The sequence below is a fragment of the Xanthomonas sp. BRIP62418 genome, assembly GCF_003993495.1.
GTDB classification, from domain to species: Bacteria; Pseudomonadota; Gammaproteobacteria; order Xanthomonadales; family Xanthomonadaceae; genus Xanthomonas; species Xanthomonas euroxanthea.
In genome coordinates, this window is the sequence record NZ_QEZG01000047.1 from 43,123 (window position 1) to 58,334 (window position 15,212).

Annotated in this window: 12 protein-coding genes and 1 other RNA gene; 12 read left to right on the forward strand and 1 reads right to left on the reverse strand. The window is 67.6% G+C overall.

The genetic code is table 11. The annotated features are described in order from the left end of the window. Positions 1–68 precede the first annotated feature (68 nt). Positions 69–495, forward strand: an RNA gene (gene rnpB, locus EO174_RS17085) — RNase P RNA component class A. Between the two features lie 698 nt (positions 496–1,193). On the opposite strand, the gene EO174_RS17090 is transcribed toward rnpB, so the two are convergent. After that, entirely contained in the window at positions 1,194–1,949 is a 756-nt protein-coding gene (locus EO174_RS17090; RefSeq protein WP_126946159.1) for an NRDE family protein, read from the reverse strand. Between the two features lie 314 nt (positions 1,950–2,263). On the opposite strand from EO174_RS17090, the gene mraZ reads away from it, so the two are divergent. From mraZ to EO174_RS17145, 11 genes are all read left to right on the forward strand, one after another. Continuing rightward, positions 2,264–2,719, forward strand: a complete 456-nt coding sequence (gene mraZ, locus EO174_RS17095; protein ID WP_016903087.1) for a division/cell wall cluster transcriptional repressor MraZ — start codon at positions 2,264–2,266, stop codon at positions 2,717–2,719. A 14-nt stretch (positions 2,720–2,733) separates the two neighbouring features. Then, positions 2,734–3,777: a 16S rRNA (cytosine(1402)-N(4))-methyltransferase RsmH gene (rsmH, locus tag EO174_RS17100; RefSeq protein WP_164740245.1), complete on the forward strand. Its 1,044-nt coding sequence runs from the start codon at positions 2,734–2,736 to the stop codon at positions 3,775–3,777. Then, on the forward strand, positions 3,774–4,037 hold the full coding sequence (gene ftsL / locus EO174_RS17105; RefSeq protein ID WP_005991913.1) for a cell division protein FtsL: 264 nt from the start codon (positions 3,774–3,776) through the stop codon (positions 4,035–4,037). The genes rsmH and ftsL overlap by 4 nt, the downstream gene beginning before the upstream one ends. 79 nt (positions 4,038–4,116) lie before the next feature. After that, positions 4,117–5,985, forward strand: coding sequence for a penicillin-binding protein 2 (locus EO174_RS17110; protein WP_104584549.1), 1,869 nt, complete (start codon positions 4,117–4,119; stop codon positions 5,983–5,985). 8 nt (positions 5,986–5,993) lie between these two features. Continuing rightward, positions 5,994–7,469 (forward strand): UDP-N-acetylmuramoyl-L-alanyl-D-glutamate--2,6-diaminopimelate ligase, encoded by a 1,476-nt coding sequence (locus EO174_RS17115; protein ID WP_181116520.1) that lies wholly within the window; start codon positions 5,994–5,996, stop codon positions 7,467–7,469. Next, a complete protein-coding gene (murF, locus tag EO174_RS17120; RefSeq protein ID WP_126946162.1) occupies positions 7,466–8,959 on the forward strand; it encodes a UDP-N-acetylmuramoyl-tripeptide--D-alanyl-D-alanine ligase in 1,494 nt (497 codons plus the stop codon). The genes EO174_RS17115 and murF overlap by 4 nt, the downstream gene beginning before the upstream one ends. Continuing rightward, the gene (gene mraY, locus EO174_RS17125) at positions 8,949–10,034 is read left to right on the forward strand and encodes a phospho-N-acetylmuramoyl-pentapeptide-transferase (RefSeq protein WP_104538520.1); all 1,086 of its coding nucleotides are present in this window, start codon (positions 8,949–8,951) and stop codon (positions 10,032–10,034) included. The genes murF and mraY overlap by 11 nt, the downstream gene beginning before the upstream one ends. Beyond that, positions 10,034–11,404 (forward strand): putative lipid II flippase FtsW, encoded by a 1,371-nt coding sequence (gene ftsW / locus EO174_RS17130; protein WP_126946165.1) that lies wholly within the window; start codon positions 10,034–10,036, stop codon positions 11,402–11,404. Before mraY ends, ftsW begins: the two co-directional genes overlap by 1 nt. After that, positions 11,401–12,672 (forward strand): undecaprenyldiphospho-muramoylpentapeptide beta-N-acetylglucosaminyltransferase, encoded by a 1,272-nt coding sequence (gene murG / locus EO174_RS17135; RefSeq protein WP_126946168.1) that lies wholly within the window; start codon positions 11,401–11,403, stop codon positions 12,670–12,672. Before ftsW ends, murG begins: the two co-directional genes overlap by 4 nt. Further along, positions 12,669–14,102 carry a UDP-N-acetylmuramate--L-alanine ligase gene (gene murC, locus EO174_RS17140; protein WP_104584564.1) on the forward strand — a complete coding sequence of 478 codons (1,434 nt, stop codon included), beginning with the start codon at positions 12,669–12,671 and terminating at the stop codon, positions 14,100–14,102. The genes murG and murC overlap by 4 nt, the downstream gene beginning before the upstream one ends. Next, positions 14,099–15,055, forward strand: a complete 957-nt coding sequence (locus tag EO174_RS17145) for a D-alanine--D-alanine ligase (RefSeq protein WP_126946171.1) — start codon at positions 14,099–14,101, stop codon at positions 15,053–15,055. Before murC ends, EO174_RS17145 begins: the two co-directional genes overlap by 4 nt. Positions 15,056–15,212 lie beyond the last annotated feature (157 nt).

The window sequence follows — 15,212 nt, forward strand, 5'->3', positions numbered from 1 at the left end:
CCGGCGCTGGCGGGGGGAAGTCGCGGCGCCGTTGTGCACGGTGGCGATAGCGTATAGTGCGCCCCGGCGGAGTCGGCCAGACAGTCGCGTCACTCGCAAGAGTGCCGAGGAAAGTCCGGGCTCCATAGGGCAAGGTGCCAGGTAACGCCTGGGCGGCGCGAGCCGACGGAAAGTGCAACAGAAAGATACCGCCTACGTCCCTCGTCACCCCTCTGCAGCCACTGACGCGTGTCGGCGATGCGCAGCATCGCCAAGTGCGTTTAAAGGCTGCAGAGGGGTGGCGAGGGGCCGGTAAGGGTGAAATGGTGCGGTAAGAGCGCACCGCGAGTCCGGTAACGGACCGGCACGGCAAACCCCACCTGGAGCAAGACCAAATAGGGATCCATTGGCGTGGCCCGCGCTGGATCCGGGTAGGTTGCTTGAGCGCTGCGGTGACGTAGCGCCTAGACGAATGACTGTCCACGACAGAACCCGGCTTACCGGCCGGCTCCGCCACCTTCGTTCGGCGTTCGCCCTTCTCGAAGGTGCCCACGCTTTGTACCGCCGTTGGCGGTACAAAACGCGGGTCCCGCTCCGGGCATTCCAAATCCCTGCGGCTGTTCGCTGCCTTCTTCGGGCGTTCGCCCAAAGAAGACACCCACGCTTCGTACCGCCGGTGGCGGTACGAACCGCGGGCCCCGCTCCGGGCATGCCACACCCCTGCGGCTGTCGCTGCCTTCTTCGGGCGTTCGCCCAAAGAAGACACCCACGCTTCATACCGCCGGTGGCGGTACAAACCGCGGGCCCCGCTCCGGGCATGCCACACCCCCGCGGCTGTCGCCGCGCCCCCTTGACTCAAGGGGGCTTGCACTCGGGTGCAATGCTGGAGCGTCGGGTCGTCCGCCATCGATGGAACTGCTGTCGATGGAATTGCTTGGTAATGACTGCTGCTTTCTGCTCCGGCTTGCGGAGGGGAATGGCGGGTCCAGACCTTTTTGCCTTCCACCGCTTGCGGGGGAAGGTGCCCGAAGGGCGGATGGGGGCGCCGTGGGGACGGGGTGCCCATTCCCTCATCCGGCGCTGCGCGCCCCCTTCTCCCGCAGGCGGGGAGAAGGGGGGCTGGGCGATCTGCATTTGCCCGGCCTACGGGAGCGATGCGTGGGCCAGGCCCTTTGTTTCTCGCCTTATCGTCCCGCCACGCAGTACCGGTGTCTCTAAATCTCCAGCCGCGTCTCGCCCTGAAAGATGCCGTTCGGGCCGAAGCGCCGTTCGTGGATGAAGCCGTTGCCGTGGTGGTCCACTGCGACGATGGTGCTGGCGCGGGTGCCGTAGCTGGCGCCGCTGATGAAGGCGGCCGACAGCAGGCGTTCGGTGGGCAGGTCCACGCCGGTGTGGGGCAGGGCGTGGTCCGGCGCGATGGCGGGGTTGCCCAGGGCGGTCCACAGCGGTTGCAGGTCGTCGCTGCCTGCGGCGCACCAGTCGTGCAAGGCCGCGGTCAATGCAGCGGTCTTGGGCCAGTGCGCGTCCAGCGGGCCGTTGGACATGCCGTGGATGCCAGGCGCCAGCGTGCGTGCCAGTGGCGGGTGATTGCTGAGGTGTTCGCAGCGCTCGGCGTCGCACACCACCAGATTGAACGGCGGGAACTCGTGCGCGGCGGCCGCCAGGTCGCCGGCGTAGACGGCCGCGTCCAGGCTACCGGCCAGGTAATCGGCAATCAGGTGACCGCGCGAGCGGCCGGACGCGCTGGCGAGCGGGTCACGCACGTTGGTCACCACCGCGGCGCGGCCGTCACTGCCCAGGCCCACCCAGCTGCCGCCCGAGCGCAGGTCGCGGCCCGCCAGCACCCCGTCGGCGGGTGCTGGCCAGCGCGCCAGCGCAGCGGTCGGGCGCTCGTGGAATTCATCGCGGTTGCCCACCAGCAGCAGGCGCCAGCGCGGGTGGGTTTTCCAGGCAAGAGCGACCAGGCACATGCCGCCGATTGTCGCCTGTTTGCGCATTAACCATGTGCAGCTGGCGCAGTGTGAAGTGAGACTGCGGTCGGGTTTACATGGCCTTCACGCCCCTGAATTTTTGTTCAATCTCAAAATCTGAGATGAAACAGCAACTTGTGGATAACCTTTGAACAAGTCTCTAAAGAGTGCCGCAACTCATTGATGCGACTGGCGATTTGTGGCCCTCAAAGTTGTTGACAACCTTTGACGCGCTGCTAAGGTGGGCAACGGAGGGAAAACCAGGTGTTTTGTGGTTTTTCGTGGTTCAATGATCCCCCAGCGGGTATTCGAGGTTGTATTCGGTGTTTCAGGGCGAGACTGCCATCACGGTGGACGACAAGGGGCGTATGGCGGTGCCAACCGCGTACCGCGACCTGGTCACGCGCGTGAGCGGCAATCGCCTGGTGCTCACCTACAACCCGTTCGAAGCCGGCTGCCTGTGGCTGTATGCGGAAAAGGAGTGGGAGCGGGTGCGTGACGATGTGATGTCCAAGCCCAACACCCAGCGCGTGGTCCGCACGCTGCAGCAGAAACTGGTGGGTTCTTCCGCAGTGCTGGAGCTGGACGCCAATGGCCGTCTGAGCATCCCGGCCAGCCACCGCAACGCGGTCGGCATCGAGAAGAAGGCCGTGCTGCTGGGCATGGGCGACAAATTCGAACTCTGGAGCGAGCAGGCACATCGCGCACTGATCCAGCAGACATTGTCTGACGGGGATCTGGGCGATGAATTGCTCGATCTCAGGTTGTGAGCCGGGGTGCCCGGATGCGCGGTGAAGCGCAGCCCGGTCACCCGGTGTCGCAGCCGCCGGCGGCCCACGTGCCGGTGCTGTACACGCAGGTTCTGGACGGCCTGCAGGTGATCGAAAACGGAACTTATCTCGATGGCACGTTCGGACGTGGCGGACACGCCCGTGGCGTGCTGCAACACCTTGGCCCGGGAGGTCGACTGCTGGTGATGGACAAGGACCCCGACGCGATCGCCGTGGCCGAACAGTCGTTCGGTGGCGATGCGCGCGTGTCCATCCATCGCGGTAGCTTTGCCGGCCTCGGCCAGGTGGTCGCTGCGGCAACCGTCGACGGCATCCTGCTGGATCTGGGCGTGTCCTCGCCGCAGCTGGATGTGGCCGGGCGCGGTTTCAGTTTTGGCAAGGACGGCCCGTTGGACATGCGCATGGACCCGGATGCCGGCCAGAGCGCGGCCGAGTGGCTGGCGCAGGCCAGCGAGCGCGACATCGCCGACGTGCTGTGGACCTATGGCGAAGAGCGCCAGAGCCGCCGCATCGCGCGCGCCGTCGTGGCGCGCCGCGCCGAACAGCCGCTGCTGCGCACCGCGCAGCTGGCCGAGCTGATCGCCTCGGTGATGCCGCGCGGCGACAGCAAGACCCATCCGGCCACGCGCAGCTTTCAGGCGATCCGCATCTATATCAACCGCGAGCTGGACGACCTGGAAGCCGGCCTGGATGCCGCCCTGGGCGCGCTCAAGCCCGGCGGCCGCCTGGCGGTGATCAGCTTCCACTCGCTGGAAGACCGCATCGTCAAGCAGTTCATGGCCCGCTACGCCAAGGCGCCGCCGAGCAACCGCCGCCTGCCCGAAGCCCAGCCTTTCGTGCCGACGCTGCAGCTGATCAGCGGCGCCATCAAGGCCGACGACGCCGAACTGAGCGTCAATCCGCGCGCCCGTAGCGCGGTATTGCGGGTGGCTGAGAAGCTGGGATTGGGGATTCGGAATTCGGGATTGGAAAAGCGCTCTGAGCGAATCTCGAATCCCCAATCCCCAATCCCGGCGTCTCAAGGAGACGCCGCATGAGCCGCCTGCTGCTCATCGTACTGCTGGCCTGCAGCATCGCCTCGGCGATCGGGGTCGTGTACATGCGCCACATGCATCGCAAGCTGTTCGTGCAGTTGTCCAAGCTCGAACACACGCGCGATGAATTGAATATCGAATTCGGCCGGCTGCAGCTGGAGCAGGCTACCTGGGCGGAGAGCAACCGCGTGGATCAGGTCGCGCGTGCGCGCATCGGGATGAAGTTCCCGGAGACCAACGACATCGTGGTGGTGCGCCCATGACGGTGCGGCAGGACAACCGTTTTGCACGGCGAAGCCGCCCGCAGGGTGGCGCACTGGGTGGCGCACACGGAGGTGCGCCATGAAGGCCGGCCGCAACCGCGCGCGCAGCAACTTCAACCTGCGTGGCCGCCTGACGCTGGTCGGCATCGCGCTGGGCCTGTGCTCGGTGACGCTGATCGGCCGGGCGGCGTTCGTGCAGCTGGTCAACCGTGACTTCTACCAGCGCCAGGGCGAAGCGCGCTACCTGCGCGAGCTGCCGATCGCCACCTCGCGCGGCATGATCACCGACCGCAACGGCGAGCCGCTGGCGGTGTCCACGCCGGTGGAATCGATCTGGGTCAATCCGCAGGAGCTGTTGCGCAATCCGGACCGCATTCCCGAGCTGGCCAAGGCGCTCGGCCAGCCGCTGGACGAATTGAACGCCAAGCTGGCGCAGAAGGCCGGCAAGGAATTCATGTACCTGCAGCGCCGGATCAACCCGGACAAGGCGCATGCGATTGTCGATCTGAAGATTCCCGGCGTGTTCTCGCAGCGCGAGTTCCGGCGCTTCTATCCGCAAGGCGAGGCGATGGCCCACGTGCTGGGCTTCACCAATATCGACGACCGCGGCCAGGAAGGCCTGGAGCTGGCCTTCGACGAATGGCTGCGCGGCAAGCCGGGCTCCAAGAAGGTGGTGCGCGATGCGCGCGGCGCGATCGTGGAGAGCGTGGATCTGGTGCGTCCGGCGCAGCCGGGCAAGGACCTGACGCTGAGCATCGATCGCCGCATCCAGTTCCTGGCCTACAAGGAGCTGCGTAACGCGCTGGTCGAAAACAACGCTGCCGGCGGCTCGATGGTGGTGATGGATGTGGCCACCGGCGAAGTGCTGGCGATGGTCAACCTGCCCACCTACAACCCCAACGCGGTCACCGGCATCAACCCGTCGGCGCGCCGCAACCGTGCGGTCACCGATCTGGTCGAGCCGGGCTCGACGATGAAGCCGCTGACCGTGGCCACCGCGCTGACCGCCGGCGTGGTGACCAAGGACACCGTCATCGACACCAACCCCGGCTACATGTCGGTGGGGCGCTTCACCATCCGCGATGTGCCGCGCAACAACGGCGTGCTCAACGTCACCGGCGTGATCACGCGCAGCTCCAACATCGGCGCGGCCAAGATCGCGGCCAAGGTGCCGGACCAGACCTTCTATCAGTCGATCCGCAACTTCGGTTACGGCGCTGCGCCGCATAGCGGGTTTCCCGGCGAATCGGCCGGTGTGGTGCTGCAGCCGGCGCGCTGGAGCGGCCCGTCCAAGACCACGATGTCGTACGGCTACGGCCTGTCGGTGACGCCGCTGCAGATCGCGCAGGCGTACGCCACGCTGGGCAATGGCGGCAAGCTGACCCCGCCGACCTTCGTGCGCGGCCAGCACAACGAAACCCGCCAGGTGGTCACCCCCGAAGTGGCGCGCCAGGTCATCGACATGATGGAAACCGTGGTCACCCAGGGTGGCGCCAAGGGCGCGGCGATCCTGGGCTACCACGTGGCCGGCAAGACCGGTACCGCGCGCAAGAACGGCGCCAACGGATACGAGCGCGGGCATTACAACGCGCTGTTCGCCGGCCTGGTGCCGGCCACGCGTCCGCGCTTTGCCACCGTCATCGTGATCAACGATCCGCAGGGCAAGGTGTATTACGGCGGCCTGGTGTCGGCACCGGTGTTCCATCGGGTGATGGAAGGCGCGCTGCGGCTGATGGACGTGCCGCCGGACGACATCCAGTCGTGGCTGGCCGCGCAGGCTGCCGGCAAGACCGGGCAGCCGGTGGTCAAGCCGCAGCCGGCCGACCTGGACCCGGCATTGGTGCCGGATCCGGTGGACGAAGTGTCCGCCGGCATCCCGACCGCGATCGCACCGCCGGCCGCGCCCACCACCGCCCAGCCCGCGCCGTTGCAGGAGAGCCGCCAGTGAGCCGCGCCATGCCGCTGTCGCAGCTGTTGCCGGACGTGCGGCTTGCGCACGACGTGCAGGTGTCGGGCCTGGTGATGGACAGCCGTGTGGTGCGTGCAGGCGATGCCTTCGTGGCGATCGCCGGTTTCGGCGCGCACGGCCTGGGCTTTGTCGACCAGGCGCGCGCCAATGGCGCAGTGGCGGTGTTGTTCGAGCCGCCGGCGCCGGCCGATCTGCCGGTACCGGTCGATGCGATCGCCGTGCCCGGTTTGCGTGCGCGCCTGGGCGCGATGGCCGATCAGTTCCACGGCCAGCCTTCGCAGGCGATGCGCATGGTCGGCGTCACCGGCACCAACGGCAAGACCTCGACGGTGCAATTGCTGGCACAGGCCCTGACACTGCTCGGCACGCCCGCCGGCACGCTCGGTACCCTGGGCGTGGGCCTGTACGGCAGCGCCGTGCCGACCGGGTTCACCACACCGCTGGTGCTGCAGACGCATGCCTTGCTGGCGCAACTGCGCGACGAGGGCGCGCAGGCCGTGGCGATGGAAGTCAGCTCGCATGCGCTGGACCAGGGCCGCGTGGATGCGGTGCATTTCGACGTGGCGGTGTTCACCAATCTCACCCGCGACCATCTCGATTACCACGGCGACATGGCGCAGTACGGCGCCGCCAAGGCCAGGCTGTTCGCGCGCGCCGGATTGAAGGCCGCTGTGGTCAACCTGGACGATGACTTCGGCCGCACGCTGCTGGCCTCGCTCGATCCCGCGCTGCGCGCGATCGGCGTGAGTTCGCGCGCGCAGGCCCAGGCAAGCGTGCGTGCACAGGCGCTGCAGCTGGATCACAACGGGATCAATTTCGCGCTGCACATCGACGGTCACGTGCATCCGGTGCACTCGCCGCTGCTGGGCCGTTTCAACGTGGACAACCTGCTGGCCGTGGCCGGCGCGTTGTCTGCGCTGGACATCGCGCCGGCACGGATCGCCGAGGTGCTCGGTCGGCTGCAGCCGATCCACGGGCGCATGAACCGCCTCGGTGGTGCGCATGGCGCACCGTTGGTGGTCGTCGACTACGCACACACGCCCGACGCGCTGCAACAGGCACTGGCCAGCTTGCGCGCGCATGCGCAGGACCGGTTGATCTGCGTGTTCGGTTGCGGTGGCGAGCGCGATACCGGCAAGCGCCCGCAGATGGCGGCCATTGCCGAGGTCAACGCCGACGTGGCGATCGTCACCGACGACAACCCGCGGGGCGAAGATGGCGATGTGATCGTGGCCGACATCCTGCGCGGCTTCGCGCGTCCGGATGCGGCGATCGTGCAGCGCGACCGCGCCGCGGCGATCCATCAGGCCATCAGCATGGCCGGTGCCTCCGACATCGTGTTGATCGCCGGCAAGGGCCACGAGCCATATCAGGAAGTGGCCGGTGTGCGGCATGCCTTCGACGACGCCATCGTGGCGGCGCAGGCCTTGTTGCCGCGGACCGGGCTGGGAGTGCGCGCATGAAGCTCACTCCATTGTCGTTGATCGCCCACTGGGCCGGTGGCGAGCTGCATGGCGAGGACGCCATGATCGACACCGTCGGCAACGACACTCGCACGCTGGCCAACGGCAGCCTGTATGTGGCACTGCGCGGCGAGCGTTTCGACGGCCACGATTTTGCCGCAGACGCGGTGGCACATGGCGCCAGCGGACTGCTGGTCGATCGGCTGCTGCCGGCGCTGAGCGTGCCGCAGGTGCTGGTGGGCAATACCGAACTGGCGTTGGCGCGTATCGCCGCCGGCATGCAGCGCGACCGCGCCACGCGGGTGATCGCCTTGACCGGCTCCAACGGCAAGACCAGCGTCAAGGCCCTGCTGCTGGCCATCCTGAGCGAGGCCGGGCGTGTCGACGGCATCACCGTGTACGCCACGCCGGGCAACCGCAACAACGAAATCGGCCTGCCGCTGGCGGTGATCGCCGCCCCGGACGATGCGGATCTGGCGATCTACGAAATGGGCGCCGGCAAGCCGGGCGATATCGCCTATCTCACCGAGATCGCGCAGCCGCACGTGGCCCTGGTCAACAACATCGCACCCGCGCATCTGGAACGCCTGGGCAGCCTGCTCGGCGTCGCCCGCACCAAGGGCGCCATCTACGCCGCATTGCCGGCCGATGGCGTGGCGGTGATCAATGCCGACGATGCCTTCGGTGCCTGGTTCGAGCAGCAACTGCAGGCGCAGCCGGTGCAGGGCCGCCGCGTGTTGCGTTACGGCCTGCAGGCCAGTGCCGAGATCACCGCGCATGGCCTGCGGCTGCAGGCGGGCGGGGCGCAGTTCACGCTGGTGACCCCGCAGGGCCAGGCACAGATTGCGCTGCCGTTGCCGGGCCGCCACAACGTGCTCAACGCGCTGGCTGCGGCCGGCCTGGCGTTGGGTGCGGGCATCGCCCTGCCGATCATCGCCGCCGGTCTGGCGCAGGTGCGCCCGGTGGCCGGTCGTCAGATCACCCACACCCTGCCCGGCGGCGCGGTGTTGATCGACGACAGCTACAACGCCAATCCCGGTTCGCTGGACGCGGCCATCGACACGCTGGCCGCGGCATCTGGCCAGGGCTGGCTGGTACTCGGCGACATGCGTGAACTCGGCCCGGAAGGCGCAGCCTTGCATGCGGCCGCCGGCCGTCGCGCGCGCGCGGCCAAGCTGCAGCGCCTGTACGCGCTGGGCGAGCTCAGTGCCGCCGCCGCGCAGGCGTTCGGCGAGGGCGGCCGCGTGTTCGCCACCCATGCCGCATTGATCGCGGCCTTGCAGGCGGATCTGGCGCAGCTCGCCGTTTCGCCGACTCAAACGCAGGAATCTTCTTCGATGTACGAACACACCGGTGCGGCGGCGCAGACTGCCGCCACCACGGCGCACACCCCGCCCACGCTGCTGGTGAAAGGCTCCCGTGGCAGCGCCATGGACCGCATCGTCGCCGCGCTGCTGGCCCCGGCGGAGGACGCATCCCATGCTGCTTGAGCTGGCGCGTTGGCTGCAGCAACTGGAGAGCCTGTTCGGGCTGTTCAACTATCTGACCTTCCGCGGCATCCTGGCGGCGTTGACCGCGCTGTTCCTGTCGTTGTGGATGGGCCCGGCGGTGATCCGCAAGCTGGCCCAGTTCAAGGGTGGCCAGCCGATCCGCCAGGACGGCCCGCAGACGCATTTCTCCAAGGCCGGCACGCCCACCATGGGCGGCTCGCTGATCCTGCTGACGGTGACCCTGTCGGTGCTGCTGTGGGGCGACCTGCGCAACCGCTACGTGTGGCTGGTGCTGGCGGTGATGATCTGTTTCGGCGCGATCGGCTGGTACGACGACTGGATCAAGATCGTGCGCCGCGATCCCAACGGCCTGAAGTCGCGCTGGAAGTACCTGCTGCAGTCGATCTTCGGCCTGGCAGCGGGCCTGTTCCTGTACTACACCGCCGACGTGCCGGCCGCGATCACCTTCTACATTCCGATGTTCAAGTCGATCGCGCTGCCGTTGGCCGGCGTGAGCTTTGTGGTGATCGCCTATTTCTGGATCGTCGGCTTCTCCAATGCGGTGAACCTCACCGATGGCCTGGACGGCCTGGCGATCATGCCGACCGTGCTGGTGGCCTGCGCGCTTGGCGTATTCGCCTATGCCTCGGGCAATGTGGTGTTTGCCGAATACCTGAAAATCCCGCTGATTCCGGGGGCTGGCGAGCTGATCATCATCTGCTCGGCGATCGCCGGCGCAGGCCTGGGCTTTCTGTGGTTCAACACCTATCCGGCCATGGTGTTCATGGGCGACATCGGCGCGCTGTCGCTGGGCGCGGTGCTCGGCACCATCGCGGTGATCGTGCGGCAGGAGCTGGTGCTGGTGATCATGGGCGGCGTGTTCGTGATCGAGACGCTGTCGGTGATGATCCAGGTCGCCAGCTTCAAGCTGACCGGCAAGCGCGTGTTCCGCATGGCGCCGATCCATCACCACTTCGAACTCAAGGGCTGGCCGGAGCCGCGCGTGATCGTGCGCTTCTGGATCATTTCGGTGGTGCTGGTGCTGATCGGCCTTGCCACGTTGAAGGTGCGCTGATGAACGACATGTCCCGCCAGGCCACGCGACTGGACGCCATCGGCGGCCGCTACGACCCGTGGCTGCTCGGGGCCGCGGCCACGCTCGCCTCGCTGGGCGTGGTGATGGTGGCGTCCAGCTCGATCGAGCTGTCCGACAACCCGTTCTATTACCTGACCCGCCACCTGCTGTTCCTGGGCATCGGCGTGGGCCTGGCGTTCTGGGCGATGCGTACCGAGCTCAAGACCATCGAGCAGTACAACCAGGTGCTGCTGCTGGCCTGCTTCGGCCTGCTGATGGTGGTGTTCGTGCCCGGCCTGGGCAGCAGCGTCAACGGCGCCAAACGCTGGATCAACCTGGGCGTGTCGAAGTTCCAGACCGTCGAAGCGGTCAAGGTGCTCTACATCGTGTGGCTGTCCAGCTATCTGGTGCGCTTTCGCGACGAGGTCAACGCGACCTGGCCGGCGATGCTCAAGCCGCTGGGCGTGGCGATCGCCCTGGTCGGCCTGCTGCTGATGCAGCCGGACTTCGGCTCGTCCACGCTGCTGCTGGCGATCACCGCCGGCATGCTGGTGCTGGGCGGGGTGAACCTGCCGCGCATGTCGATGCCGATCGTGTTCGGCCTGCCGGTGTTCGCCTTCATCGCGATCCTGGAGCCGTACCGGCTGCGCCGCATCACCTCGTTCCTGGACCCGTGGGCCGACCAGCTCGGCTCCGGCTACCAGCTGTCCAACGCCTTGATGGCGGTGGGCCGCGGCCAGTGGACCGGCGTGGGTCTGGGCGCCTCGGTGCAGAAGCTCAACTACCTGCCCGAAGCGCACACCGACTTCATCTTCTCGGTCATTGCCGAAGAACTCGGCTTTGTCGGCGTGTGCGGGGTGATCGCGCTGTACGCGCTGCTGGTCGGCCGCGCGTTCTGGCTGGGCATGCGCTGCGTGGAAATGAAGCGTCACTTCTCCGGCTACATCGCCTTCGGCATCGGCTTGTGGATCAGCCTGCAGAGCTTCGTCTCGGTGGGCGTGAACCTGGGCATCCTGCCGACCAAGGGCCTGACCCTGCCGCTGATTTCCTCTGGCGGTTCGTCGGTGCTGATGACCTGCGTGGCGATGGGCCTGCTGCTGCGCGTGTCCTACGAGATGGATCGTGCCGAGCGCCTGCGCAGCAAATTGTCGCCGCAGGGCGCGGGCGCGCCATCGGCCGAGCCGGCCGAACCGGTGGTCGAATCGGTCGCGCCAGCCTATACGCCGGCGCACAAGCCGCAGCGTGACCCGGTTGCCGCCGCACCAGCCGCACCGGTCGCTGCCGCATCGGTGGCACCGGCGTCGGCCATCCTGCGCGGCACCAGCCGCATGCAGCCGCGTGTGGAACCGACCTTCGGGAGGATTGCATGAGTGCCCATGCGAATCCCTCGCAAGCGCCCGCACATCCAGGTGCGGGGAGTCGACCAGTGATGATTCTGGCTGGCGGCACCGGCGGGCACATCTTCCCCGGTCTGGCCGTGGCCAAGGTGCTGCGCGCGCGTGGCGTGCCGGTGACCTGGCTGGGCGCCGATGGCGCGATGGAAACCCGGCTGGTGCCGCAGCACGCCATTCCACTGGACACGCTGGCCATCAGCGGCCTGCGCGGCAAGGGGCTGGTGAAATTGCTCGGTGCACCGGTGCGGGTGATGCGCGCGGTGCGCGCCGCCGGTTTCGTGCTGCGCAAGCGCCAGCCGCGTGCGGTGATCAGTTTCGGCGGCTTCGCGGCCGGCCCGGGTGGCCTGGCAGCGCGGCTGCTCGGCGTGCCGTTGCTGGTGCACGAACAGAACCGCGCTCCTGGCATGACCAACAAGGTGTTGTCGCGGTTTGCGCGCCGCGTGCTGACCGGTTTCCCGGGCAGCTTCACTGGCGAGGAGGCGGTGGGCAATCCGGTGCGCGCGGAAATCGCAGCGCTTCCCGCGCCGGCCACGCGTCTGGTCGGCCGTGGCGGTGCCGTGCGTGTGCTGGTGCTCGGTGGCAGCCAGGGCGCGCGCGCATTGAATCAGGCCGTGCCGGCCGCCCTGGCCGCGCTCGGCCACCCGGATGTGGACGTGCGCCACCAGTGCGGTGAAAAGCTGCGCGCCGAAGCCGAGGCGGCGTACGCGCAGGCGGGCGTCAACGCCAGCGTCGAACCGTTCATCGCCGACATGGCCGCCGCTTACGCCTGGGCCGACCTGGTCGTGTGCCGCGCCGGTGCATCGACGCTGGCCGAACTGTGCGCCGCCGGTATCGGCAGCGTGCTGGTGCCCTTTGCCGCAGCGGTGGACGACCACCAGACCCGCAATGCCGAATACCTGGTCGGCGCCGACGCCGCCGTGCTGCTCAAGCAGGACGACACCCTGGCCGTGCGCCTGCAGCAGGTCTTGCAGACCCTGCTCGCCGACCCCGCACGTCGCCTGTCGATGGCACAGGCCGCCCGCACCCTGGCCAAACCGGATGCGGCCGAACGCATCGCCGACATCATTCTGCAGGAAGCCGGGAGTGGGGATTCGGGATTGGGGATTCGTAAAGAGCAACAGCACAAGCAGGAAAGCATGCAGAAATCCGTTAATGGTCAATTTTCGGCGCGATCGATCGCCGCCGTTGCCAATCTCCAATCCCTAATCTCCAATCCCGGCACCTCCGCCGGAGGTGCCCAGTGATCCGCCGCCTGCAGGACAGTGGCGATCTGGTGCGTGCATTCCCGCGCGTGCATTTCGTCGGTATCGGCGGCACCGGCATGAGCGGCATTGCCGAAGTGATGCTGACGCTGGGCTACGAAGTCTCCGGTTCGGACAACTCCGATAACGTGGCGACGCGGCGGCTGGCCAAGCTGGGCGCGCGGGTGATGCGCGGGCATTCGGCGGCCAACGTGCTCGGCACCGATTGCGTGGTGGTGTCCAGTGCGATCCGCGAAGACAACCCCGAGCTGATGGAAGCGCGCAGCCAGCGCATTCCGATCATGCCGCGTGCGGCGATGCTGGCCGAGCTGATGCGGTTCCGTCGCGGCATCGCGGTGGCCGGCACGCATGGCAAGACCACCACCACCAGCCTGGCGGCGGCCGTGCTGAGCGAAGGCGGGCTGGATCCGACCTTCGTCATCGGCGGGCAGTTGCTGGCCGCCGGTGCCAACGCCAAGCTCGGCGGTGGCCAATGGCTGGTGGCCGAGGCCGACGAGAGCGATGGCAGCTTCCTGCGCCTGAATCCGTTGATGGCGGTGATCACCAACATCGATGCCGATCACCTGGAAAACTACGGCAACGATTTCGCACGCATCCAGGCCGCATTCGCCGAGTTCCTGCAGCGCCTGCCGTTCTACGGGCTGGCGTTGCTGTGCATCGACGACCCGGAAGTGGCCGCGCTGGCTGGCAAGACACCGCGCCACGTGATGAGCTACGGCATGAGCGAGAACGCCGACGTGCGCGCCGAGGACGTGGTGCAGGACGGCCCGCGCATGCGCTTCACGCTGCGCCTGCCCGAAGGCACCACCACGCCGGTGACGCTGGCATTGCCGGGCCGTCACAACGTGCTCAACGCACTGGCCGCTGCCGCGATCGGCTGGCAGCTGGGCGTGGCACCGGAGACCATTGCGCGTGCGCTGGAAAACTTCGCCGGCATCGGCCGCCGCTTCAACGACCTGGGCGAAGTCACCACCAGCACCGGTGCGCGCGTGCGTGTGGTCGACGACTACGGCCACCATCCGCGCGAGCTGGAAGCGGTGTTCGCCGCCGCCCGCGGTGGCTGGCCGGACAAGCGCCTGGTGGTGGCGTTCCAGCCGCATCGCTACAGCCGTACCCGCGATCAGTTCGACGCCTTTGCCGCGGTGCTGAGCACCGTCGATGCGCTGGTATTGAGCGAGGTCTATCCGGCCGGTGAAGCGCCGATTCCGGGTGCCGATGCGCGCGCGCTGGCGCGTGCCATCCGTGCGCGCGGCCGCAGCGAACCGGTGGTGGTCGGGCAGATTTCCGGCCTGGCCGAAGTGTTGCCGGACGTGCTGCAGGATGGCGATCTATTGCTGATGATGGGGGCCGGCGATATCGGCTATGTCGCACAGCACATCATCAACAACGGTTTCACCGGAGCCACGGCATGAGCGCGGTTATTCCCAATGCACGCATCAGCGATCCGGCCGCGTTCGGCCGCGTCGCCGTGTTGCTCGGCGGTACCTCGTCCGAGCGCGAGGTGTCGTTGAACTCCGGCAGCAACGTGCTCGAGGCATTGCGCACGCGCGGCGTCGATGCGCAGCCGGTCGACGGCATTCCGGCCTTGGCGCAGGCCCTGGTCGAGCAGCGTTTCGATCGCGTCTTCAATGTGCTGCACGGCCATAACGGCGGCGGCGAAGACGGCATCGTGCAAGGCCTGATGGAAGCCTTCAAGGTGCCGTACACCGGCTCCAACGTGCTGGGCTCGGCGTTGAGCATGGACAAGATCCGTACCAAGCAGGTGTGGCTGTCGCTGGGCCTGCCCACGCCGCGCTATGCGCGCCTGGCTGCCGGTGCCCATGCCGATGACATCCATGCTGCCGCACGGCAGATCGGCCTGCCGGTCATCGTCAAGCCGGCCAACGAAGGCTCCAGCGTCGGCATCAGCCGCGTGTTCGACCAGGCCCAGCTCGAAGAGGCGGTGGTGCTGGCGGCGCGCTACGACGGCGCGCTGCTGATGGAGCAACTGATCGAAGGCGACGAACTCACCGTGGCCGTGCTCGGCGAGGTCGCGTTGCCGTCGATCCGCATCGTGCCCAAGGGCCAGTGGTACGACTACGACGCCAAGTACGTGGCCGACGACACTCAGTACCTGTGCCCGGGCCTGGACGGCGCTGACGAGACGCAACTGCGCCAGCTCGCGCTCGATGCCTTCCGCGCCGCCGGCGCGCGCGGCTGGGGCCGCGTCGACGTGATGCGCGACCGCGCCAGCGGCCAGTTGTATCTGCTGGAAGTCAACACGGCCCCGGGCATGACCAGTCACTCGCTGGTGCCCAAGGCCGCGCGCCAGCTCGGCATCGATTTCGAAGAACTGGTCTGGCGCGTGCTGGAGCAGACGCTATGACGCTGGGATTGGGGATTCGGGATTCGGGATTGGCTAACAGCGACGCCATGCGCGCCGTTGCCGTTGCTGTGGCGAATCCCCAATCCCGAATCTCCAATCCCGCGAGCGCAGCGCGCGCCGTTGCGAATCCCCAATCCCCAATGCCGAATCCCGTGTG

Coding starts and splice junctions, on each gene's coding strand:
- mraY (WP_104538520.1), top strand. CDS start 8,949: ATGCTGCTTGAGCTGGCGCGTTGGCTGCAGCAACTGGAGAGCCTGTTC.
- murF (WP_126946162.1), top strand. CDS start 7,466: ATGAAGCTCACTCCATTGTCGTTGATCGCCCACTGGGCCGGTGGCGAG.
- EO174_RS17145 (WP_126946171.1), top strand. CDS start 14,099: ATGAGCGCGGTTATTCCCAATGCACGCATCAGCGATCCGGCCGCGTTC.
- EO174_RS17090 (WP_126946159.1), bottom strand. CDS start 1,949: ATGTGCCTGGTCGCTCTTGCCTGGAAAACCCACCCGCGCTGGCGCCTG.
- murG (WP_126946168.1), top strand. CDS start 11,401: ATGAGTGCCCATGCGAATCCCTCGCAAGCGCCCGCACATCCAGGTGCG.
- EO174_RS17110 (WP_104584549.1), top strand. CDS start 4,117: ATGAAGGCCGGCCGCAACCGCGCGCGCAGCAACTTCAACCTGCGTGGC.
- rsmH (WP_164740245.1), top strand. CDS start 2,734: ATGCGCGGTGAAGCGCAGCCCGGTCACCCGGTGTCGCAGCCGCCGGCG.
- ftsL (WP_005991913.1), top strand. CDS start 3,774: ATGAGCCGCCTGCTGCTCATCGTACTGCTGGCCTGCAGCATCGCCTCG.
- EO174_RS17115 (WP_181116520.1), top strand. CDS start 5,994: ATGCCGCTGTCGCAGCTGTTGCCGGACGTGCGGCTTGCGCACGACGTG.
- ftsW (WP_126946165.1), top strand. CDS start 10,034: ATGAACGACATGTCCCGCCAGGCCACGCGACTGGACGCCATCGGCGGC.